The sequence below is a fragment of the Leptothrix sp. (in: b-proteobacteria) genome (genome assembly GCF_965250675.1).
GTDB lineage: Bacteria > Pseudomonadota > Gammaproteobacteria > Burkholderiales > Burkholderiaceae_C > Sphaerotilus.
In genome coordinates this window covers 71467-92728 of the sequence record NZ_CBDFPH010000011.1, presented here as the reverse complement: position 1 = coordinate 92728, position 21262 = coordinate 71467, and the positions used below count along the sequence as shown (strand labels likewise).

Annotated in this window: 13 protein-coding genes; 9 read left to right on the top strand and 4 right to left on the bottom strand. The window is 64.7% G+C overall.

The genetic code is table 11. The features are described 5' to 3' along the window. The first annotated feature begins 325 nt into the window (after window positions 1-325). Window positions 326-1408 (top strand): replication initiation protein, encoded by a 1083-nt coding sequence (locus AC5IG3_RS14835; protein WP_491907072.1) that lies wholly within the window; start codon window positions 326-328, stop codon window positions 1406-1408. 227 nt (window positions 1409-1635) lie between these two features. Continuing rightward, on the top strand, window positions 1636-1848 hold the full coding sequence (locus AC5IG3_RS14830; RefSeq protein ID WP_491907071.1) for a type II toxin-antitoxin system CcdA family antitoxin: 213 nt from the start codon (window positions 1636-1638) through the stop codon (window positions 1846-1848). A gap of 464 nt (window positions 1849-2312) precedes the next feature. Here AC5IG3_RS14830 and AC5IG3_RS14825 read toward each other — a convergent pair whose 3' ends face one another. Further along, a complete protein-coding gene (locus AC5IG3_RS14825; RefSeq protein WP_491907070.1) occupies window positions 2313-2609 on the bottom strand; it encodes a DUF6471 domain-containing protein in 297 nt (98 codons plus the stop codon). Window positions 2610-2659: 50 nt separating this feature from the next. Here AC5IG3_RS14825 and AC5IG3_RS14820 point away from each other — a divergent pair, with 50 nt between their 5' ends. The 5 genes from AC5IG3_RS14820 to AC5IG3_RS14800 all read left to right on the top strand — a co-directional run bounded on the left by AC5IG3_RS14820 (window position 2660) and on the right by AC5IG3_RS14800 (window position 9742). Continuing rightward, on the top strand, window positions 2660-5419 hold the full coding sequence (locus AC5IG3_RS14820) for a TnsB C-terminal domain-containing protein (protein ID WP_491907587.1): 2760 nt from the start codon (window positions 2660-2662) through the stop codon (window positions 5417-5419). A gap of 10 nt (window positions 5420-5429) precedes the next feature. Further along, window positions 5430-6476: an AAA family ATPase gene (locus AC5IG3_RS14815; RefSeq protein ID WP_491907069.1), complete on the top strand. Its 1047-nt coding sequence runs from the start codon at window positions 5430-5432 to the stop codon at window positions 6474-6476. Next, window positions 6473-7828, top strand: a complete 1356-nt coding sequence (locus AC5IG3_RS14810; protein ID WP_491907068.1) for a TniQ family protein — start codon at window positions 6473-6475, stop codon at window positions 7826-7828. Before AC5IG3_RS14815 ends, AC5IG3_RS14810 begins: the two co-directional genes overlap by 4 nt. Window positions 7829-8027: 199 nt before the next feature. Beyond that, the gene (locus AC5IG3_RS14805) at window positions 8028-8303 is read left to right on the top strand and encodes a YlcI/YnfO family protein (RefSeq protein ID WP_491907067.1); all 276 of its coding nucleotides are present in this window, start codon (window positions 8028-8030) and stop codon (window positions 8301-8303) included. 125 nt (window positions 8304-8428) lie between these two features. After that, window positions 8429-9742 carry a hypothetical protein gene (locus AC5IG3_RS14800; protein WP_491907066.1) on the top strand — a complete coding sequence of 438 codons (1314 nt, stop codon included), beginning with the start codon at window positions 8429-8431 and terminating at the stop codon, window positions 9740-9742. 334 nt (window positions 9743-10076) lie between these two features. On the opposite strand, the gene AC5IG3_RS14795 is transcribed toward AC5IG3_RS14800, so the two are convergent. After that, on the bottom strand, window positions 10077-10421 hold the full coding sequence (locus tag AC5IG3_RS14795) for a hypothetical protein (RefSeq protein ID WP_491907065.1): 345 nt from the start codon (window positions 10419-10421) through the stop codon (window positions 10077-10079). A 102-nt stretch (window positions 10422-10523) separates the two neighbouring features. Continuing rightward, entirely contained in the window at window positions 10524-12407 is a 1884-nt protein-coding gene (locus AC5IG3_RS14790; protein ID WP_491907064.1) for a TolC family outer membrane protein, read from the bottom strand. Window positions 12408-12664: 257 nt separating this feature from the next. Here AC5IG3_RS14790 and AC5IG3_RS14785 point away from each other — a divergent pair, with 257 nt between their 5' ends. Continuing rightward, window positions 12665-13387, top strand: coding sequence for a transglutaminase-like cysteine peptidase (locus tag AC5IG3_RS14785; RefSeq protein WP_491907063.1), 723 nt, complete (start codon window positions 12665-12667; stop codon window positions 13385-13387). Between the two features lie 25 nt (window positions 13388-13412). Beyond that, the gene (locus AC5IG3_RS14780) at window positions 13413-15332 is read left to right on the top strand and encodes an EAL domain-containing protein (RefSeq protein ID WP_491907062.1); all 1920 of its coding nucleotides are present in this window, start codon (window positions 13413-13415) and stop codon (window positions 15330-15332) included. A gap of 68 nt (window positions 15333-15400) precedes the next feature. Here AC5IG3_RS14780 and AC5IG3_RS14775 read toward each other — a convergent pair whose 3' ends face one another. After that, the gene (locus tag AC5IG3_RS14775; protein ID WP_491907061.1) at window positions 15401-21127 is read right to left on the bottom strand and encodes a beta strand repeat-containing protein; all 5727 of its coding nucleotides are present in this window, start codon (window positions 21125-21127) and stop codon (window positions 15401-15403) included. Window positions 21128-21262: the final 135 nt, after the last annotated feature.

Genomic DNA, 21262 nt, shown 5'->3' with positions numbered 1-21262 from the left:
AGTTCCAAACTGCTTGACGATGTCGGCGTGAACGCGATGGTTTGGGAGGCTTTGGCGCGATGATGGACATGCATGACTTCATGCATGATTCCTGTGCATATACGTTGTATGCACATCAAAACCATTCAGCGTCAATCCACGTCGTCGCGGCATGACACGGACACGATTCAACTCGCTGTTCGAGTACCGCGCACCCTGCACGAGCAGTTCTATCGCGTTTGCAAGTTACGATGTACCACGGGCTCCGTGATGCTCAGGAGCATCATGTCCCAGTTCGTCCAATTGGCCAGTCAGGCGAACTCTCTTGCCGACGGGGAGCGCCACGATGCATGAGAACCACTACCTGTCCAAGGTGGCGGCGGACTACAGCGCGTTGGCATCTGCGACGGCTACTGCGGCGATTACCGCAGCACCGAATCATCAGCCTGTCGTACTGACCGCCGCTGAAAATCTTGCCAAGATTGCTGCTCGCATTGAGCGCAAAGCACAGGCGAGTGAATCGGCCATCGCGGTGCTACCCGACAACGCGACCGTTGCGGAGATGCGTAAATCTCGGCGACGGCAGGCCACTCGCCGCGGAGAACTCTTCTACCTGCCAAGCTGGTCAGCGATGGCCCAAGCGCTCCCGAATGCATTTCTTAGGTCAGCGTTGTTTTCGGTATCCAGCAGCGTTCAATCGGACTCGTGCAAGGTGATGGCTTCAGACCCCAGCATTCTGGTGGTTGATGAGCCCATCTTTTCGTACGACACCGTGACGCTGACGCTGTCTGGCTACAAACTGTGTCAGTTTGACCGTCTGGTTTATTCAACCTGCCTTGACTACTATCGCGACATTCCGTTGTCAGGCGAAGACTCGACCGAGTATGTTCCGACGAGCTTCTACGAATTTTCAACAAGACTGGGCCATGCGTACGGACTCAATACGCACCGCGCCATTCGTGCCAGCCTTTTGCGCCTCAGCTTTGCGCAAATCAGATTGCACTACGAGAGTTGGAATCTTGAAATCCCCAAGCTTTTGACTGTGAGTTTTGAGGATGGCAAGAGTTCAGGTGCTTACAGAGGCAGCGACATCCTGCTTTTCAGGGTTTCCTCGTCGGTGGCCGGGCTCTTTGGTCCTAAATCGTGGACTGCTGTTGACAAAGAAGCGGTCGGTTTCGATGGATTACTCGGTTGGCTTGCGAGTTTTTACGCTGGACACTCGACGGCAAAGTGGCTTGCAGTCGAGTGGCTGCACCACATGAGTGGCTATGAGTCGCACCTGAGGAATTTCAAGTCCAGCCTCGTGAAGGCACTTGAAAAGATGAAGGGCGAACGGGCTCCAGAATGCTGCAGAGTCACTCACTATCAGTTCACGGCAGACGGAACGAGATTGCTGGTGATGCGGCCGGGTTGGATTCTTCCGGAATAGTGTCTTGCTGCCACGGCAGCCGCAGCCTGCTGACACTCTTGCCCAGTTGCCTTGACGCTTCCGCAGAAATCGGAATCGACCTACCGCCGATGCACGTACTGGCTGGCGGCCACTACCCCGAAATCGGCGACGGTCTCGCCATCCCGTAGCACGGCCTCGAGGTCAGCGAGCAACTGCTGCTCTACGAACACGACTGGAAGGAGAGCTCACTTCTTCGCGTTGACGTCGTGTGTCGTCGACATGACCACGGGAGGCCCGCACGGGGGAAGGGGGCTGCGAGGGAGTCCGGTTCGCTCACCGATGCACGTGCAGCCGACCCCGCTGCTCCCGTGCAGGGCTGCCAACTTCGTTGGCTTGCTGAGAACGCGGCTGCAATTAACAGCTCCAACTCATATGTCGAGCGGCACGGCTTGCCGCTGGCGCGGCACCGCAATTTCTGAACGCTGTACGCGTTCACCGACGACTTCCGCTGAACGAAGGCCGCGAAACCATCGTGGAACTGCTTGCGGCGCCGTCCCTGCGGCTGCAATTGCACAAATGACGCTATACGCGCAGCCGTAACACCCGCGAACTGCGCTCAGACGGGCTGACCTGCGGCCGACCGACAACCAGTAGCCGAGTAATTTGGAAGAAGTTGCGTATCGTTCCTGCGCGGGCATGGACGTGAGCACCCTGCTTGCTGCCGCCCATGGATGGGAGTACCCTCAACCCCGGTCGTTGACCAGCTGTTTGCTGCCATCGCGTCCCGTGGTTGTCACCACGGGTCAGGTCGCCATTTTTTGAGAGGACTCAAAAATGGTGCCCCGTGGAAATGATTGCCCGATGGTTTGACAGGAAGCGCTCTGCCCACAGGGCAAGCAGGGCTGCACACTGGCGCCTGCGGGATGCTCCACCCTGTCTCCACTCAGGCATCCGAACTTGGCGAGTCCGGTTCTATCGCCTCAAGGCAGGCCAGCAGGAACGCAGCGGAGAACCGCTTGCGATTGACCTTGCGGTTCAATCGGTCTGGGCTCTCGTGGATACCCATGGTCCCAAGACGCCACGACAGCTCCTTGTAGCCGACCTTCGCCTCGCGCATCGCTTCCACCAGCGTATCCCGGGCCGCGTCCTCCCAGCCAGCCCAGACATCGGGCGAACTCTGCCCCTCGTCCTGCTCCGGAGGTTCCGTTCCGGGGCTTTCGGTCGTCTGGCCAACTTGCATGGTCGCGGACTATACGCAGTTATCGGTCACATACGACCGATTTGGTCTTCATGCTCTGGCGTGGGCGCTACATCAAGAAATTGACTTACTACTTCTTGATGGCACTCATGCTCGACAAGGCCCAACTCATCGACCTGTTCGACCGGCTGCAAACACCCAGCGCCGGGCGCGAACTCGTCTTGCTCGCTCGCACGCAGGCACCTGTGCGCCCAGTGCAGTCGCGCGGCGGCAATGTCATCACGTATCTGGCGAGCCCGAAGATGGGCACCGAAATCCGTACCGAGAGCCGTCACATCGAGTTTGCAGGTGCCATCGACAAGGAGTACGACGCCGCGGTGCTCGAATACTACGCCCAGCCGTGCGAGCTCAAGCTGGAACTCATTGACCACACCACCGGCGAAATACGCAACATCCGGCACTTCCCGGATTTCCTCGAAATTCGGGCCGACCGCATCACGCTCGAAGAATGGAAGTCCACCGCGAAGCTCGAGCGCCTCGCCGAAAGATATGGCTACCGCTACGTTCGAGGCAGCGACGGCCGGTGGTACGCGCCCCAAATCGAGGAGCAACTGGCCGAGCTTGGCATCGGTTACCGCATCCGCAGCGACGACGATATCCCCCGCCGCCGCGTCGAGAACCTGCTCCATCTGGCCGATTACTACCACCCTGCCGCCGAACCCTGCCCTCTGACGGAACTGGCGCGGCTGCGGCATCTTCTGCGCGAAGAAGGCACGGTCTTCCTCGCCGACCTGCTCGCCCCGCCGCTGTCCTTCGCCGCCGACGACATCTTCAAAGCCATTGCGGACCACCTGGTGGTGGCCGACCTCGACCGGGAACAGCTGTCGCAGCCACGCCGGTGCCGGCTCTATCGCGATGTCACCTTGCGCGAGTTCACCGCCGCGCAGTCGTTCGAGGGAAAGGTTCCCGGCCAGGACAAGTTTGTGCTCGACCTGGTCCAGGGCACCCAGCTCCACTATGAAGGGCAGGTCCTGACCATCTCGTTGCTGGGCGAGCGGGAGGTCGTCTGCACCCAGCACAGCGGCTCAACGCTGACGCTTACCCGAGTCTGGCTGGACGACGCCATCGAGGCCGGCCAGGTCTGCGCGGTGAGCGCGCACGCGCCCTTGATGCAAGACCTGTCGCGACATTCGCAGAAGGACCTCGAAGCCGCACTGCGGCGCCAGGCCCTTCTGAACGACAGCACCAAGCCGGGCGGGGTCAGTGACAGGACGCAGCGGCGTTGGAAGGCGCGCCAGAACGCGGCTGCGGCGAACGGCGGCAACGAAGTCCTGGCGCTGGTGCCCAACACCGCCGCCCGTGGAAATCGCTCGGACCGCCTCACCCGCGAACAAGTCGAGCTGATGCAGCACACGATAGACACGAAGTGGCGCAGCCACGAGGCTGCGAACTTCAAAAGTTGCCATCGTTTCCTTCAGGACGCCTGCGCTGCTGCTGGCGTCAAGGCGCCGTCCTATCCCACGCTGATTGAGCACATCCGGGCACAGGAAACGAACCGCGACCTGCGCACGCGCCATGGCAAGCGGATGGCCTACCAGCTCAGCGACTATGTCGATGTCTTGTACGTCGACACGCCGGTCCACGGCAGTCGGCCGCTCCAGTACGTTCACATCGACCACACGCAGCTCGACATCGAGCTGATTTCGGGCCGAACGGGCCAGCCGCTGGGACGTCCGTGGCTGTCGTTCGCCATCGACAGTTGGTCGCGCCGCATCGTGGCGTTCTATCTGACCTTCGACTCGCCCAGCTACGAGTCGACGATGATGGTCTTGCGCGACCTCGTGCGCCGGCATCAGCGGATGCCGCAGTTCGTCGTGGTCGACAACGGCCCTGACTTCAGGTCGGTCGCGTTCGAGGCGTTCTTGAAGGCCATGGGTGTGCATCTGCGGCTGCGGCCCGCCGGTCAGCCTCGTCATGGTGCCGTGCTCGAACGCGTCTTCGGCAGCCTGCACACGCAGTACGTCCACAACCTTGCCGGCAACACCAAGGCGACCAAGCACGTCCGCATGGTGACGGGCAAGCACATGCCGGTGAACTTTGCCGAATGGACGCTGGAGGCCATGTATTTCGGCATCCAGCACTGGGCCACCGAGTTCTACGACCAGCAGACACATCCGGCACTGGACTGCAGCCCGCGTGAGATGTTCCAACGGGGCATCCAGGAGAGCGGTGCCCGTGCGCAGCGGCAGATTTATTTCAACCAGGACTTCCTGATTGCGACATGCCCCCCGGTGGACCGCACGGGCCTGCGCAAGGTGCATAGGCAACGCGGCGTCAAAGTCAACGACATGCTCTTTTGGAGCCCGGAGTTCCGTGACCCCGGCATTGCGGGGCAAATGCTGCCCGTCCGCTATGACCCCTGGGATGCTTCGTCGGCTTACGTGCGCGTGAAAGACCGCTGGGTCCAGGCGCGCTGCCGCAACCTGCTGCACCTGGGTCAGCTGACGGACTTCGAGCGGCGGGCGCTGACGGAAGAGTTCATCCGCAAGGGCGGTGAGCATGCTGGCGACGAAAAGTCACAGCAGCGCCTGCGCGAGTTCCTGCAGACCTTCACGCCCGAGGGCGCCTTGGCCGCCGCGCTGGAGCGCGAAGCCGAAAACAAGGCCCTGTACAACCAACTTCAGCTGTCGAGCATCCACCCGGTTGCGCCGCCAGCAAAGACTTGTCTCATCGAGGAAACAGTGGAAGAGCGCGTCACGGTGACGCGCACGAGGTCCATCTCCGACAACCCGTCCGCAACGCCGCCTGAGACAACGGCTTCGGACTCCCTTCCTGACTTTGACGTTTTCTGAAAGCTGTCTCATGCCTCCGTCTTCCACCCACAACCCCTCGCTCAGCGCCGTGCCACCCACGGCTGCAACCCTCAACGGCCTGCGCATCAAGCACACGCGCATCCGACAAATGATGGATGAGCTCAACACCCTCATCTATCCCGAAAGCCAGGACAGCATCTTGCTGGTCTGCGGCCCCACCGGCGTCGGCAAGACCACGCTCGCGCGGCACATGGTCGACGGCGCCCTGAGCGCCGCAGCCCAGGAGATGAATGACGACGCCGGCCTGATTCCTGCCGTCTATGTCGAAGCCCCATCTTCAGGGGAAACCGACTTCTCTTGGCGTCTGTTCTACCAGCGCATCCTCGCGCAGCTCGACGGCGACATGTCCATGCCCAAGCACCACTTCGGCATCGACCCACAGTCAGGACGCCTGATGCGCGCCGGGGGACCTTCGAGCAACAGCCTGGCGGCGCTCCGGACTGCCGTCGAGCGTGCGTTGCGCGAGCGGGGCACCCGGTTCCTGGTCATCGACGAGGCCGCTCATCTGATTCGCCAGACCCGACGCAATCGCCTCGAAATCCAGCTCGACACCCTGAAGTCGCTCGCCAACGAGTGCGGCACGCAGATGGTGCTCATCGGTTCGTATGACCTCTATCAACTCATGTCGCTGTCGGGGCAGCTCGCCCGGCGCAGCCACGTGATGCATTTCGAGCGCTACCGCGAAGACAAAGACGAAGACCTGCGTGCGTTCGGAGCCTGCGTGCTGAAGTTCCAGGACGCGCTCCCGGGCCTTTGGGGACAGCAACTGCTTCAGCACGCACCGGCGCTGCACGAAAACACGCTGGGCTGCATCGGCACGCTCAGCGCCGTGTTGATTCGAGCGGCAAGGCTGGCGCAGTCAGAGGGCCGGTGGTCGGTGGACGCGTTGCGCCGCGCGCTGCTCACGGAAGCGCAACGAAAGCAAATCCTGGAGGAGATTCTCGATGGCGAAGCCGCCATCAATCCTGGGCTGACCCGGAACATGCCACGCGCTGCCCTGGGCACGCGTCCCTCTGCGGGCCGGAGCGCCGCATGAGCGCGCCGACGGCCAACCCGCGCTCGGCCCTGCACGCCCTGCAGCCCATCGGGCGCGGAACAACGGAGGTGGAGAGCTTGCCGAGCTACCTCTGCCGCCTTGCCGTGTCGCACAGCACGTCGACCTTGAGTCTGTCCCGCGTCGTCGCTGAGCGTGCCGAGCACGACATCGCACCGGGCTTCGACTGGCACGAGCGCAAGCTCGCTGGCATTGGCGAGTCTGCACTGAACATGTCGGCAGCGCTCTCGGCGTTGACGACGGTTGAAGGCCTCGATGGCCTGACGTTTCTGCCATGGCGAGATGTCGTCTCGTCAAACGGCGTCTCCGTCGTGCCGCGGGGCCAGTTCTGCACGCACTGCCTGGCCGAAGACCGCGCAGAAGGTCGGACCCCGTACTTCCGACTCAGCTGGGAGTCGACGCTGGTGACTGTGTGCCATCGACACAGAACGCCGCTGCGCACGCGTTGCCCGTGTTGCGGCAAAGACAACGTGCGCCACGCGGCGGCATTCGTGGTGCCCGGCTGGTGCACCCGCTGTGGCGAATTCCTGAGGCAGGTTGATGCTGACCAGGCCGACGAGGCAGTGCTCGACCCATCGGCCCTGTGGCAGGCTCGTCAGGTCGCGCAGTTGCTCGCCGTGCAGCACAAGCTCCCATCAGCGCCGACGCGGGCGAAGGTGATGCAGGCCTTGGAGGGCGTCATCCTGCAGATGGACGGTGGACGCAGTGCCGGCTTTGCCCGTCGGGTGGGCGTCGGCAAGAGCACAGTCCACCACTGGCTCAAGGGCTCCGGGACGCCGACCCTGGGCGTGAGCCTGAACATTGCTGCGCAGTCCGGACTGAGCCTGACGCAACTGCTCACGGGCAACATCGACGACTGGCACCCGCCGACGCCAACGCAGCAGCTGGCCTTCAAGTTCCTGTGCCCGGAACGCGAGGAGCGGACCTCGCCACGTGACTTGGACTGGGCGCACGTCGAGGAACAGCTTCAGGCCTTCTTGCTGCTGCCCACGCCCATCAGCGTCATCGAAGCCGCGCAGCGGGTCGATTTGGAGGCGAGACAACTCTACCTGCGTGCCAACAAGACCACCCGGATGTTGGGCAAACGATGGCTCGATTACATCCGGCGGCGCCAGGAAGCGGCGGTTGTCCGCGCTTGGCCTCATCTGGAAGCGGCTTGCATCGAACTGCTGCATCAGGGCCGCGCGGTGACACGCAGGAGCATCTCCGCCATGGTGCCAGCGGAGGTTCTCAACTCTGTTCCGCAGTTGCTCGATGTGTTGAAAGACGTGCAGACTCACCTGGCGATGGCCGAGGGCAGCTCGGGGTCTGTGCCGCTGCGAGTCAAGGCGTGAGCCATGCGGTTGCTGCTGGCGCGCATGTGAACCGCTCGTCTTGGCGATGCGTTGGTCAGGGTAGGACTGTCTGAGACGTTACTCGGACCGGTTGGGCGGCTGTGCGACATTCGTATGGCTGGTTTTTCTGCGGCGCGTCCCTGCAGGATGATTTGCCGCCAGGCCGCCATCACGCCGGAACTTCAGGAGTCGAACCGAAGTGAAGAACGAACTTCTCCCAGAAATCCTGGTCGATTCAACCTTCCGAGCAGCCCTCGAGGCCGTGCTCCGCGACGGCGAGACCGTCGAGCAGTTCGTTGAGGCCGCCGTTCGCCGTGCCGTTGACATCCGCCTCGAGCAGACGGACTTCTCGGCTCGTGGAGAGGACGCCTGGCAGGACTACCGGCGCACGGGTGTGAGCCACCCGGTCGATAGCGTCTTGGCTGAACTGAGGGCCATGACGGCCAACAGACGCAAGCAAGTCGGGGACGAATGACCCCGCATCCGCGTCGTGGCAAAACGGCATGTGTGCCCGGCCCTTGACGCCATCGTCATGGCAACGGATGCCACCGGAAAGGAGAGCGGGTGACCGAAGGTGCAGAAGAATCATCGGCTACCTCCATGAACGTCCCAGACCACGGTACGGTGACGCGAGAGCAGCTATTCGACATGGTCTGGCAAGAGCCCATGTTGAGAATCGGCGAGCGCCTTGGGGTGTCGTCGAGCTACATGGCGCGGGTCTGCACGGAGCTCCGCGTTCCTCGGCCTCCCCGTGGCTACTGGGCGAAGCTGGAGTTCGGCAAAGCGCCGGAGCGGCCTGCGCTGCCGAAGTCGAGACCAGGAGACGTCACCGAGTGGCAGCCGGGTGCCGTCATCGGCACGAACGAGCGTGAAGCTGGCCGCCGGGGGAAGAACGCTGTGTCGGTGGACGACAGTGGTTCCTCGACCCCGGAGAAAATCGTGCAACGGCGTCCGCGCGAGAATCGGGTTGTCGAGAGGTGCCACCCGCTCCTGGTCGGCGTGAAGCCACACTTCGCAAAGACACGTGACAGCGACACGGGCATCCTGCGCCCGTTCAAACGGCTGATGGTCGACATCCTCTCATCGAAGGAAGGGCTGGATGCCGCGATGGGTGCGGCCGACCAACTGTTCCAAGCGCTGACCGCACGCGGCCACCGTGTGACGATTGCTCCGCACGGCGGGCAGTCGCGCCGCGCTGAGGTTGACCTGCGCGAAGTCCCCCGGAAGGACCACTACGTTCGGAACGCATGGTCCCCAGAACGGCCAACGCTGGTGTACGTCGGAGAAGAACCCATCGGTCTGACGCTGTTCGAGATGACCGAGGCGACTGAAATGCAGTACGTCGGCAACAGCACTTACGTTCCGGTCAGAAGCTTGTCGCCCGCACAACTGCGCCGGTACGAGCAGTCACGGTACTGGACGACGACCCAGGAACGGCCGTCCAAGCGCCTTCGACTTCAGGCGTACTGCCCCGCGAGGCGGGTGACATGGGTGCAGCAGTGGTCCGAGGCCAAGCCGGGGCAGTTCGCTTCGATGGTGCCTGACATCGTCCGGGAGCTCGAAGCCGCCGGCCCGATGCTTGCCGTGCAGGTCGAGGCTGCGAGGATAAAGGCCGAGGAAGAGCGAAGAAAGTGGGAAGAAGAAGACCGGCGACGCCGCGAAGCGGAAGCTCGTGCGCTCCAAGAAAAGCGCCGCCAGGAAGCCCGGAAGGACCTGATTGCTGCCATTGCCGCATGGGACGAAGCCCAGGTCATCGCTGAGTACTTCGCCGAGGTGGAGTGCGCCGCCCAGCAGTTCGATGGTGATGAGCGCCAACGGCTGCTCCACCGCATCGCGCTCGCCAAAGAGCTGGTCGGGAACGACAACCCGTTGGACCAGCTCCTACGCTGGAAGGCGCCGGGCGAGCGAGGCTAGTTGCCTGTCAGGCCGCACGGCGGCCAACCGTCCGAAGGGCCGGCGCCACCCCGCAACGGCACCGTTGAGACGTTCATTCCGACCAGCACCTGGTCGATGACGGTGTACGCTCCCAGGATTTCCACCACGACAGTCGGTGTGCGAAGCGGCTAAGCCCTCGCTCAACGAAAGGCCGGCTTGTTCTGGGCCTGTTTTTTTTGGCCAGCTTTTGGTTGATTTTTTACCGCTGGGCCACGATGTGCTTGATTCCGCGCGGTCATTGACTGCGTTGCCCCTGGGGAGCAGGCCAGCTTTTGCTTGAAACTGCGGTCATCAATCGCTCAACGGCACAGTCTTAGGATTTGTCGCCTCGATCAGGCGCGTCAGCGTCTGGCATTGGATAGGCATCCGCAACGTAGGCGGGGCCTTTCATGACGATGACGATCCAGCAACCGATGGCGAGCGTCAGGATCAGCGTCCAATGCAGGACGACGGCACCGATGACCTTGTAAGTCCACAAAAGTAGCGCAGCGTCTGTGCCCGCACCAGAGGTGTGGGGCGCTGCCCACCAACGGACACCTGCGATCAACAGTGGCAGCAGCGTGCCCCACAACAGCAAGGCCGGCAGGAGTCGCCATAGCGCCCATTCCAAACCAGGGGCTGATGTGACAAAGCCGGGCAGTTTCCTGAAAGGGTTCATGGCGTTTCCTCACCATCAAGATCAGGCTGCTTGAAACAAGAACAGCCCGGATTTTCCGGGCTGTTTCTCATTGGTGAATCAAGGGTATGTCAAGCCGCCGTGTCAGCGGTTGCTTTCTTTGATGATGTACCAATCGGTGCCGGAGCGCTTCCAGATCAGGGTTTTCTGCGTGCGGTCCTTGAAGTTCGATGAGACGTAGTTTTGATCAAACTTCATTTCGACCAATTCTGAAGAAATGGACCGACGCTGGATATTGCTGATTTTCAGCTCGATCGGGCCGTCTTTCTTGAGCAGCTTGGTGCGGTTGGCAAACCACTTGGCGCGGGTGGTGCCGGGCGTGCTGAACTTCGCGTCGTAGAAACTGAGGTAGCGTGTCACGTCTTTTTCCGACCACGAACTGGCCCAGTCCAGCAGGCGTTGTGACACCGGGGTGGACGGCGGAGGGTCGGCACGGGTGGGCGTCGCCGGGCGGACGGCAGGTTCGGGCTTGAGGCTGGGAATGGGTGTCGCAGCCAGTGCGGGTGCGGCCGGCGCTGCGGACAGCGCCGGCAGGCCGCCCTGCATTTGGCGGGCACGATCATCGAGTTCTGACTTGGGTGTCAGCGTCAGGTCGGTCGGGGTCAGCGGGCAGCGCGTAGCCGCGTCGTCACCGGCTTGCCAGTCCAGCGCATCAGCGGGGGCTTCGTCCTGGTTGCCCGCGCGGGTCAGACCCAGCGCTGCGACCAGCGAACTGCTGGCGGCGTGTGTGCGGACCTTGGCCACCGCCAGATCCATTTCTGCGTTGACATAGGCGCGGCGTGCCGTGTAGAGATCGCTCTCCGTGTTGAGCACGTCGAGCAGGCTGCGCCTGCCGATGTTGAACTGGTCACGGTAAGCGTCACGGGCCTTGCTGGTCGACTTGGCGTTGGTGTCGAGATACACCAGCTGCTCATTCAACTTGCGCACGTCGTTGAACGCAATGGAGGCGGTTTGTCGAATATCGCGGCAGACCTTGTCGCGGGTATCGGACGTTTGCGCCAGCAGGTTGGTTTGCTGGCGAATGCGGGCTTGATCGGCGCCGCCGTTGAATAGATTCCAGTTCAGGTAAACCCCGGCACGTGCTTCGCGCTTCTGATCGATGACGCCGTCGAGGTTATGGCCTGCTGCACCGCGCAGTCGGGCTTCCACGCGGGGCTGGTAGGCGCTTTCGCTGCTCTTGCTCTGGGCTTGTGCCGCACGCAGATTTTCTACAGCAGCCGCGACGGCTGCGTTGCGTTTGGCGCTTTGCTCCAGCAAGGCTGCGGCGCTGGCGGGCAGGCCGCGGTCGAGCGTGGCGGGCAGGTTCATGTCCGTTGGCGGCACGGTGCCCACCAAGCGTCGATAACGCTCGGTGATGTCATGCAGATTGGAGGTTTCCGTGGCGAGGTTGGATTCCGCCAGCGCCAGTCGGGCCGTGGCTTGTTCCAAGTCGGATGCACGGTCAAAACCGGCCTTGACCCGACTTTGAATCTGTTCGACGAAAACGCGGTGGTTGACGTAGTTTTCTTCTGCGAGCTTGACCAGATTGCGGGCGCGAATCACGTCGGTATAGGCCTTGGCGCTTTCCAGGGCGGTTTGCTCGCTGGCATCCAGAAATTCGAAATAGCGCACCAGGCGCGCATGGTCCAGCCGTGATACCTGATTCTTGGTCGACAGGCCGTCCCACAGCAGTTGCGATGCCGTCAGTGCCAAGCCGGTGCTGGAATAGTTGTCGCTCGCAGGCACGCCGTTGTTGCGCTGACGGATGATTTCGGTGCTGCCGCTCAGGTCCAGGCGCGGCAGATAGGCCCCGCGTGCGGCCTTGGTCTCGTCCACGGCAGCCCGGAATGCGTTGAGCTTGGCAGTGACCTCGGGGTTGGTCGCGAGCGCACGCTGTGTAGCGTCCTTGAGGGTGTCCGAGGTCTGCGCGAAGCTGCTTTGGCACGCCAGGGCGATGAGACCAATGAAGGGCAGTGCAAGTTTTTTCATTTTCAAGGGGTCCTTGCTTGAGTGCCGCCGCGAGCCGGATGGCCTAGGCTACCGGCACCAATGATGCGGTCTTGGCCGCAAATGAATATTAGTGCGTGGAGAGCGGGAATTTCACAAATCAGTATTCCATATGTTGCATGTCCGGCACAGAGGGCACTGCCACAATGTGCTGCTTCAGCGTTGACAAGCCACATATTGACCTCGTAGGAGTGTCTGCCCTGCAAGCCGCGCTGCTCTTGCCGAGAACCGACCTGCGCATGCTTTCACCCCTCATTCTTCGCCACCTGCGCCGTACTGGCAGCAAACTTGCGCCGAAGGGGTTGACGCGCGTGATTTGCGGCCTGACGGCCGCAGCGATGCTGTCGATGGGCTTGAGCGCTGTGGCCTGGGATGCCGACCGCATCGCGCAGGCGGCAGCCCGCCACGGCCCGCTGGCGCAGCAGGGTGCGCGACTGCTGCTGGAGACGATTTCGGCCGTTTCAGGCCAGGATGAGTCCGATAAATTGCAAGCGGTGAACCAGTTCTTCAACCGGCGCGTGTTCTTTCGCGATGACGTCGATGTCTGGGGCCAGACTGATTACTGGGCCAGTCCGCTCGAGATGCTGGCGCGTGGGCAGGGTGATTGCGAGGACTACGCGATCGGCAAGTATTTCAGTCTGCTGATGGCCGGTGTGGCGCCCAAAAAATTGCGCATGGTTTATGTGCGAGCGCGCCTGGGCGGACTGCCTGGCGGGCCGCAGCAGGCTCATATGGTGCTGGCCTACTATCCCGGCAATGCGACCGATGAGCCGCTCATTCTGGACAATCTGATCAGCGAGATACGGCCGGCCTCCCTGCGGCCTGACCTCACACCGGTTTTCAGCTTCAATACCGAGGGCTTGTGGAACGGCACGCAGGGCACGGGTGCGGGCGATCCGGTGGCGCGGTTGTCACGGTGGAGAGATTTGTTGACCAAGGTCAGAGCAGAGGGGTTTTTATGAATTCGAGTGAACGCGGAGTGCAGTCATGTCCTTGATTCGTCAAGTCTGGATGCTGGTGCTGGGCGTTATTGCATTGGCGTTTGTCGGCAGCGTGCTGGTGTCGATCGGCGCGGCACGGGCCTATCTTGAAACCCAGCTGACCCTCAAGAACAGCGACAACGCCCAGTCGCTGGCGTTGACCTTGTCGCAGCAGGGTGGCGACGCCGCCATGATGGAGTTGGCGCTGGCCGCGCAGTTCGACACCGGCTCCTATCAGTCGATTCGACTGCGCTCGCCCGATGGCCGCGTGCTGGCTGAGCGCTTGGCCGGCGAGGTGACGATTCATGCGCCCAGCTGGTTCATGCGCGCCGTACCGATCGCGTCGCCTGCCGGCGTGGCGCAGGTCTCCAGCGGCTGGAAGGCGCTGGGCTCGGTCGAGGTCGTCAGCCAGCCGATCTTTGCCTATGCCGAACTCTGGTCTGGCGCCGTGCGCACCAGCATCTGGATGGGCTTGCTGGGCGCGCTGGCCGTGCTGGCCGGACAGCTGGGCGTGCGGCGTCTGAGGCGTCCGCTGGATGCGGTGGTCGACCAGGCGGCCGCCCTCACCGAGCGGCGCTTCATCACCGTGCCTGAACCCCGCACCCCCGAGTTGCGGCGCGTGGCGCAGGCCATGAACTCGATGGTCGAGCGCCTGCGCCTGCAATTTGCCGAGCAGTCCGAGCAACTGCAGCAACTGCGCCGGCAGGCCAATTGCGACACGCTGACCGGTCTGTCGCACCGGCGCCATTTCCTGGCCCGCTTTGATTCGCTGCTGACCGGCGAAGACGGCTGGGCCGATGGTCATCTCTGGCTCGTACGGGTGCTGCGGTTGGCTGACCTCAACCGCAAGCTCGGCCACAGCCGCACCGACGGGCTGCTGCAGTCCATGGCGCAGATGCTGGCGCAGGGCGACGGCCTGGCGCTGCCCTCGGCGCCGGAAGCCGCCGGCCGGCTCAACGGGACAGATTTCGCCTTGCTGCTGCGCAGCATCGATCCGCGTGACGCAACGGCCCTCCAGGCCCGCCTGCGCCAGCTTCTCGCCGACATGGACGGCGCAGCGGTCGTGATCTCGACCGTCAACTGGCGCCACGGCGACACCGTCGCGGCTGTCATGACCCGTGCGGATGCGGCCCTGGCGCGTGCCGAGGCGCGCGGCGACTTCGTGCTGGAGCAGCAGGACCAGCCCCTGGCGCCTGACCTGCTGGGCGGCGAGGATGCCTGGCGGCGCAACATCGAGGCGGCCCTCAGTCTGCACCGGACCCAGCTGGTGCAGTTCCCGGTGGTCGATCGCCTGGGCGCCCTGCTGCACCATGAATGCCCGCTGCGCATCCAGCTTGACGGCCACGGCGCCTACCAGCCGGCGGCCCACTGGCTGCCCTACGCCATCCGCACCCAGCTGACGCCTCACACCGACGAGGTGGCGGTGACGCTGGCACTGGACGCGATCGCCGCCGACGGTCAGGCGCGCGGCATCAACATCTCACCGCTTTCGTTGCTGGACGCCGGCTTCGTGCCGCGCTTGCGCAGTCGCATCGCCAAGGCGGGCACCGTGGCGCAGAGGCTCTGGATCGAGGTTGACGAGACGGCCGTCTACAGCAGCGCTGCGGCTGTCGTCGAGCTATGCGCTCAGCTGCGCCCGCTCGGTGTTCATCTGGGGCTGGAGCATGCGGGCGAGCGGGTGGCCGCTGTGGCGCACTTGCTGGAGGCCGGGCTGGACTTCATCAAGCTTGACGCCAGCGTGGTGCGCGACGTCGCCGGCGACACCGCCCGCCAGGCCCTGGTGCGCGGCACCGTCACGCTGCTGCACGGCCTGGGCCTGCAGGTGTACGCCGAAGGCGTGCAGGAACCGGACGACCTGAGCTGCCTGTGGGACTGTGGTGTGGATGGCGCCACGGGACCGGCCGTGCGGATTGCGCTGGCGAACTGAAGGCTGCGAACCGAATCCGAGGTGCGACCCCGAGGTGCGACCGGGCAGGCCGCACCTCGGTCAGCCAATCAGTTGCCGTCCACCACCAGCTTGCCGCGGGTGAGCAGCTCGGAAATGATGGCCGCGTCGGTGGCCGCCGCAGTCAACCCCAAGGCCGAGCGCAGGTCGAGGTTTTCCAGCACGATCTGCTGGTCCACCGTGCCGGCGACGCCCGTCGAGGTGACATCGATCACCGTGCTGCCTGCACTGACATCGTTGAAGTGCAGGTAGCTGCCGAGGTTGAGTGCGCTGGCGCCCAGGCCGCTGTGCTCGCCCGCCAGCAGATCACGCAGATCGAGGATGTCGCCACCCGCGCTTGACGCTGCCGCGTTGAAGTCGGTGATGGTGTCGCGCGCCGGCGCTGCGGTGGTGCCGCGATCGGTCAGGTTCCAGGCGAACACGTCACTGCCCAGACCCCCGGTCAACAGGTCGTTGCCGCTGCCGCCCACGATCAGGTCATTGCCGTCGCCGCCCAGGATCGTGTCGTCACCGGCAAAGCCGCGAATGGCATCGGCCGATGCCGTGCCGGTGAGCGCGTTCCCGGCGTCCGTGCCTGCCAGGGTCGTGGCAATCGACGGATTGACGGCAATGGTCACGCTGGAGGCGACCGTGTCGCCGTCGCCGTCCCGCACCGTGTAATTCAGCACTTCCGTGATGCCGGCGGTCAGGCCGGCCGGTGGCAGGTAGGAGTAGCTGCCGCCGTCCAGGTCGACGACAAAGCGGCCCTGAGCGGTCGTGTCGACGGTCAGGCTGTTGGTGACGGGATCAAACGCCGTGCCGATCACGCGACCATCGCTGGCCGCCACCTGGGCCGCGACCGTGGCGGTGGCCTCGGTGTAGGTGTAGGTGATGCCGTCGAGGGTCAGGGTGTTGATGGATCCACCATCGGCGCCCACCTGACCCCCCGCGCCAATCGTGCCGCCCACGACCAGTTGGCCGGTCTGGGAGACCGGGATGGTCGAATTCAACACGGTGTTCAAGTCCGTGAACGATGTGGCGATCAGTGCGCTGCTTTCCTGTGCACCGGCGGCTGCGGCGCCGTTGTAGGCAATCGGGTTGAGCGCGGTCGGGCTGACCCCGGTGCCCAGGCCGATGGCGAACGAGGTGATGTCGTTGGTGTCCAGAAAGCCGGTCCAGGCCGCTTCCTCGGCGGCGTTGACCCCAATGCTGCCGGTGGGCACGTTGGGTTCGCCGTCCGAGAAGAAATAGGACAGGTTCTGCGCGCTGGCAAGCTTGCCGCCGTCGGCGTAGGCGCTTTGTGCCGTCGTGAGCGCAGCGTCGTAGTTGGTGTTGCCGCTGGCGATAAGTCCTGCCAGCAGGCTCTTGGCGTCGGCGGCGCTGAGCCAGACCGGTGCGCGCTCGGCAGCACCGCTGGAGAAGGTCACCAACCGCACCATCACGTCACCGTAGCGGTCGTAGGCGTCGATCAACTGAGTGATCGAACTCTTGGCGATGTCCAGCCGTGTGGCGCCGGAGGTGCCGGTCACGAAGCCGTTCATGGAGCCTGACAGGTCCAGCACGATCATCAGGTTGGTGTTGTTCAGCGCCACGGTGGTGGTCTGGGGCGTGATGACGGCGGGCGAATCGTCCTCGATGTTGACCGTCAGGCTGCCGGTGCTGGTGAGCAGGCCATCGGTGACGCTGATGCCGAAAGTCACGGCCAGCGCGTCCTCCACGTTGGTCGCAGGGTGGTCGACCGGTCCGTCCAGCGTCACGGCATAGCTGCCATTGCTGGCGATGGTGGCGGTGATGATCAGCGGGCCGTCGCTGCCGGCGCGGCCTTCCAGCGGGCTGGCGGTGGTGCCGCTGCCGGTCCAGACCAGTGCCACGCCACCCGAGGTGAGGGCGGTGGCTGGTGGCGTCAGCGTGGCCGCCAGCGCCGGGCTGTCCGAGTCGGTGATGGACAGCGTGCCGCTGAAGGTGACCGCATCGGTCGTGTCGGGCGTGCCCGCCGTATCAGGCAGGCCGAGGGGCAGTCCTGTCGTCGTCGTGAGCAGGCCTTCTTCCGACAGGCTCAGCGGTGCGGCAAGGCCCACCACCGGTGCATCGTTGACGGGCGTGACGGTCAGGCTGAAGAGGCTGGCCACCGGCGTGGACAAGTCCTGATTGCCGTCCTCGACGCTGACGTTGAATGTTGCGGTCAGGGTTTCGCTGCCGTCGTGCACAAAGCTCACCAGACCATCGGCAAGCTGGGTGCCGGAGAAGGTGGTCGCTGTCACACCGTTGACCGTGACGACGCCGTTGGTCGGCGCGCTGATGGTGAAGGTCACTTCGGCTGCCGTGTTGTCCACGTCGGTGTAGCCCAGGTCGGCGGCGGTGAGGGCGTAAGTGCCGCCCTCGGCCACGACCGCCTGCAGGTCACCGGCCAGCACCGGCGCGTCGTTGACCGGCGTGATGCTGATGGCCAGGGTGCCGGTCGTGCTGTTGGTGCCGTCGCTCACCGTGAAGGTGGCCTCGGGCACCGCACCGTTGTAGTTGGCGGCCGGGGTGAAGTTGAAGCTGCCGTTCGGGTTGATCGTCAGCGTGCCCACGCCGTCCAGGGGCAGGGCGGTGCCGGCCACAGCGGTCAGTCCGCCCACGGTGTAGCTGCTGACCACCAGCGCATCGCCATTGGCGTCGCTGGCGTTGCCGGTGAGCACGTTGCCGGTCTGGGCCTGGTCTTCCGGGCCGGTGCTGGTGGTCTGAGCTTGCGCCAGCACGGGCGCGAAGTCGTCGTTGGTGAGTGTGGCCGTGCCCTGCAGGCCGCCGACCGTGACCTGCAGGCCTTCGTTGGCCTCTGCCAGGGCGTCCGGCGTGGCGGTGATGCTGACGGTGAAGCCCGTCACGCCCGCCGGCACGCTGATCAGCCCGGCAATGGCGTCGTAGGTGACGCCATTGGAGAAGACCGGTGCGGCCTGGTCGGCTGCATCGACCGGGTTGACGCCCGTGCCGCCGAGGGTGAAGGCGTAGCTTTGCGCCACCGTGGACGCATTGGACAGCGCCACATTGAAGACGATCACGCCGCCGTTGCCGGCGCCGGTGCCTTCGACCACGCTGTCATCCGCCGTGCCCGCCGCACCCGGCTCCACGCTGGTGACGGTGGGCGCGGTGGTGGTGTCGGTGATCAGGCCGGTGGCCGTGACACCACCGATGGCGAGCGGCAGCGTTTCAGCGGCGCCCGGCTCGTACAGGCCGTCGGCCAGCGCGGGCACGGTGACGGTGAAGGCCGTGACGTTGGCGGGCACGGTAATCAGGCCGGTGGCGGGGTCGTAGGTCACGCCGTTGGAGAACGTGGGCGCGCCGAAGTCGGTGGCCGACGCCGTGCCGCCGCCCAGAGCGAATGCAAACGTCGTCGGCGTCGTTGAAGCATTCGACAGGCCGACGTTGTAGACCAGCGAGCTGCCTTCCGGCGCGGTGTCATCCGCCGTGCCGGCCGCACCCGGCTCGACGCTGCGGATGGTCGGGGCAACGTCAGCGTCGGTGATCAGGCCCGTCGCCGTGACGCCACCGATGGCGAGCGGCAGCGTTTCAGCGGCGCCCGGCTCGTACAGGCCATCGGCCAGCGCGGGCACGGTGACGGTGAAGGCCGTGACATTGGCGGGCACGGTAATCAGGCCGGTGGTGGCGTCGAAGGTCACGCCGTTGGAGAACGTGGGCGCGCCGAAGTCGGTGGCCGACGCCGTGCCGCCGCCCAGGTTGAACGCGAAGGTCGTGGGCGAGGCGGATGCGTTGCTCAGGCCGACGTTGTAGACCAGCGAGCTGCCTTCCGGCGCGGTGTCACCCGCCGTGCCGGCCGCACCGGGCTCGACGCTGCGGATGGTCGGGGCGACGTCGGCATCGGTGATCAGGCCGGTGGCCGTGACACCACCGATGGCGAGCGGCAGCGTTTCAGCGGCGCCCGGCTCGTACAGGCCGTCGGCCAGCGCGGGCACGGTGACGGCGAAGGCCGTCACGTTGGCGGGCACGGTAATCAGGCCGGTGGCGGGGTCGTAGGTCACGCCGTTGGAGAACGTGGGCGCGCCGAAGTCGGTGGCCGACGCCGTGCCGCCACCCAGAGCGAATGCAAACGTCGTCGGCGTCGTTGAAGCATTCGACAGGCCGACGTTGTACACCAGCGAGCTGCCTTCCGGCGCGGTGTCATCCGCCGTGCCGGCCGCACCCGGCTCGACGCTGCGGATCGTCGGCGCGGTGTTGGCATCGGTGATCAGGCCGGTGGCGGTGATGCCGCCCACGGTCAGCGGCAGCGCCTCGGCGGCGCCGGGTTCGTACAGGCTGTCCGCCACGGTGGGCACGGTGACGGTGAAGGCCGCGACGTTGGCGGGCACGGTGATCAGGCCGGTGGCGGGGTCGTAGGTCACGCCGTTCGAGAACGTGGGCGCGCCGAAGTCGGCAGCCGACGCCAGGCCGGGGCCGGTGACGGCGTTGCCGAGGTTGAAGGCGTAGGTCGCGGGCGTTGCGGAGGCGTTGGTGAGGCTGACGTTGTAGACCAGTGGGGTGCCTTCAGCCACGGCGTCATCAGTCGTGCCGGCGATGCCGGGCTCGACCGACGCCACGCGGGGCGCCGTGTCGTTGTCGACAATCGTGCCCACGCCGGCGGCCGTGCTCAGGCTGGCGTTGACTGCCTGGCTCAACTGCAGCTGGAAGGTCTCGGCGCTTTCGAACACCGTGTCGTCGGTGATGGCCACCGTGACGGTCCGGGTGGTCTCGCCGGGCGCGAAGGTCAGGGTGCCGCTGTTGGCGGTGTAGTCGCCGCTGGCTGTCGCGGTCGCTGCCGTGGCGCTGGCGTCGACGGTGTCGTAGCGCACGCTCACGTTCTGGCCTGAGGCAGCCGACAGCGTGACGGTGAAGGTGGCGGTGCCGGCCGCCTCGTCGACGCTGACGTCACTGAGGCTCAACGACGGCTGGGCGTCGTTGTCGGTGATGGTCGCGGTGCCGGTGGCGTTGCCGTTGAGGGTGTTGCCCGCCGTGGTGGTCGCCACCAGGGTGAAGGTTTCGGCGGCCTCGTTGAGGGTGTCGTCCACCAGCGGCGTGCGCACCAGCACGCTGCTCTGGCCGGGCAGAAGGGTGGTGGTCGTGGCGTCGATCCAGGTGGCGCCGCCATCGGTCGAGACCTGCAGGTTGTTGGACTCGCGCGAGCCGAAGTCGACCCCCAGGTCGCCCGCAGCGCCGCTGGTCAGCGCAAACGACAGGCTGGTGTCCACGTCGGAGGCGCCGCTCAGGGCCACGGTGAAGACGGCGAATCCGTCGCTCTCCGTCGCGACGGGGCTGCTGACCTGCAGGGTCGGGAAGACTGTGCCTTGCTGCACGGCAGCCACGAAGGCGGTGGGCGCCGTGCCCGTCTGCGTCTGGCCGAAGTCGTATTGGGTGCCGGTGGTGGTTTCGTTGACGCGCAGCACGCTGTCGGAGCGGTTGAGCGAGCCGGCCGGTTCTTCACCGGCAGCGGTGGGCTCCAGCTGGTTGAGGTCGACTGGCGCCACCGCCAGGCTCTGGAAATCGTCCTGTGCCGGCAGGCGGGCCAGGCGGTTGCCGTCGGCGTCGAGTTCGACGATGCCGTCCTGCGCCGTCATGATCACGTCGCCCTTGCGGACCAGGTCACCCACCTCCAGCGGCCGCAGTTCGCCCTCAACAGTGCGGATCATCACGCTGCCCCAGACCCCCCGCACCGTCCCGGTGGGCAGGCGCGCAGGCACGTAGGCCATGTCCAGCGTCAACTCGCCTGCATCAGGCTTTGCCGACGCGGCCGGGGAAGTCTTGGAAGTCTTGCTGCTGGTCGCCATGATGTGCCTTTCGTGGGCTGCCTCGGGGGCGGTGGTGCGTGCTGGCGTCAATCTGCGCCGCACAGCGTGGACATGAGTATGCCCGCCTACCTTATAGGTTGATAAAGCCAAAAAATCGTGAAAATATTCGCGCTT

Bases quoted from the DNA above. Each gene is read 5' to 3' on its own strand.
- AC5IG3_RS14835 (WP_491907072.1), top strand. From the start codon at position 326: ATGCATGAGAACCACTACCTGTCCAAGGTGGCGGCGGACTACAGCGCG.
- AC5IG3_RS14825 (WP_491907070.1), bottom strand. From the start codon at position 2,609: ATGCAAGTTGGCCAGACGACCGAAAGCCCCGGAACGGAACCTCCGGAG.
- AC5IG3_RS14820 (WP_491907587.1), top strand. From the start codon at position 2,660: ATGCTCTGGCGTGGGCGCTACATCAAGAAATTGACTTACTACTTCTTG.
- AC5IG3_RS14815 (WP_491907069.1), top strand. From the start codon at position 5,430: ATGCCTCCGTCTTCCACCCACAACCCCTCGCTCAGCGCCGTGCCACCC.
- AC5IG3_RS14810 (WP_491907068.1), top strand. From the start codon at position 6,473: ATGAGCGCGCCGACGGCCAACCCGCGCTCGGCCCTGCACGCCCTGCAG.
- AC5IG3_RS14800 (WP_491907066.1), top strand. From the start codon at position 8,429: ATGAACGTCCCAGACCACGGTACGGTGACGCGAGAGCAGCTATTCGAC.
- AC5IG3_RS14795 (WP_491907065.1), bottom strand. From the start codon at position 10,421: ATGAACCCTTTCAGGAAACTGCCCGGCTTTGTCACATCAGCCCCTGGT.
- AC5IG3_RS14790 (WP_491907064.1), bottom strand. From the start codon at position 12,407: ATGAAAAAACTTGCACTGCCCTTCATTGGTCTCATCGCCCTGGCGTGC.
- AC5IG3_RS14785 (WP_491907063.1), top strand. From the start codon at position 12,665: ATGCTTTCACCCCTCATTCTTCGCCACCTGCGCCGTACTGGCAGCAAA.
- AC5IG3_RS14780 (WP_491907062.1), top strand. From the start codon at position 13,413: ATGTCCTTGATTCGTCAAGTCTGGATGCTGGTGCTGGGCGTTATTGCA.
- AC5IG3_RS14775 (WP_491907061.1), bottom strand. From the start codon at position 21,127: ATGGCGACCAGCAGCAAGACTTCCAAGACTTCCCCGGCCGCGTCGGCA.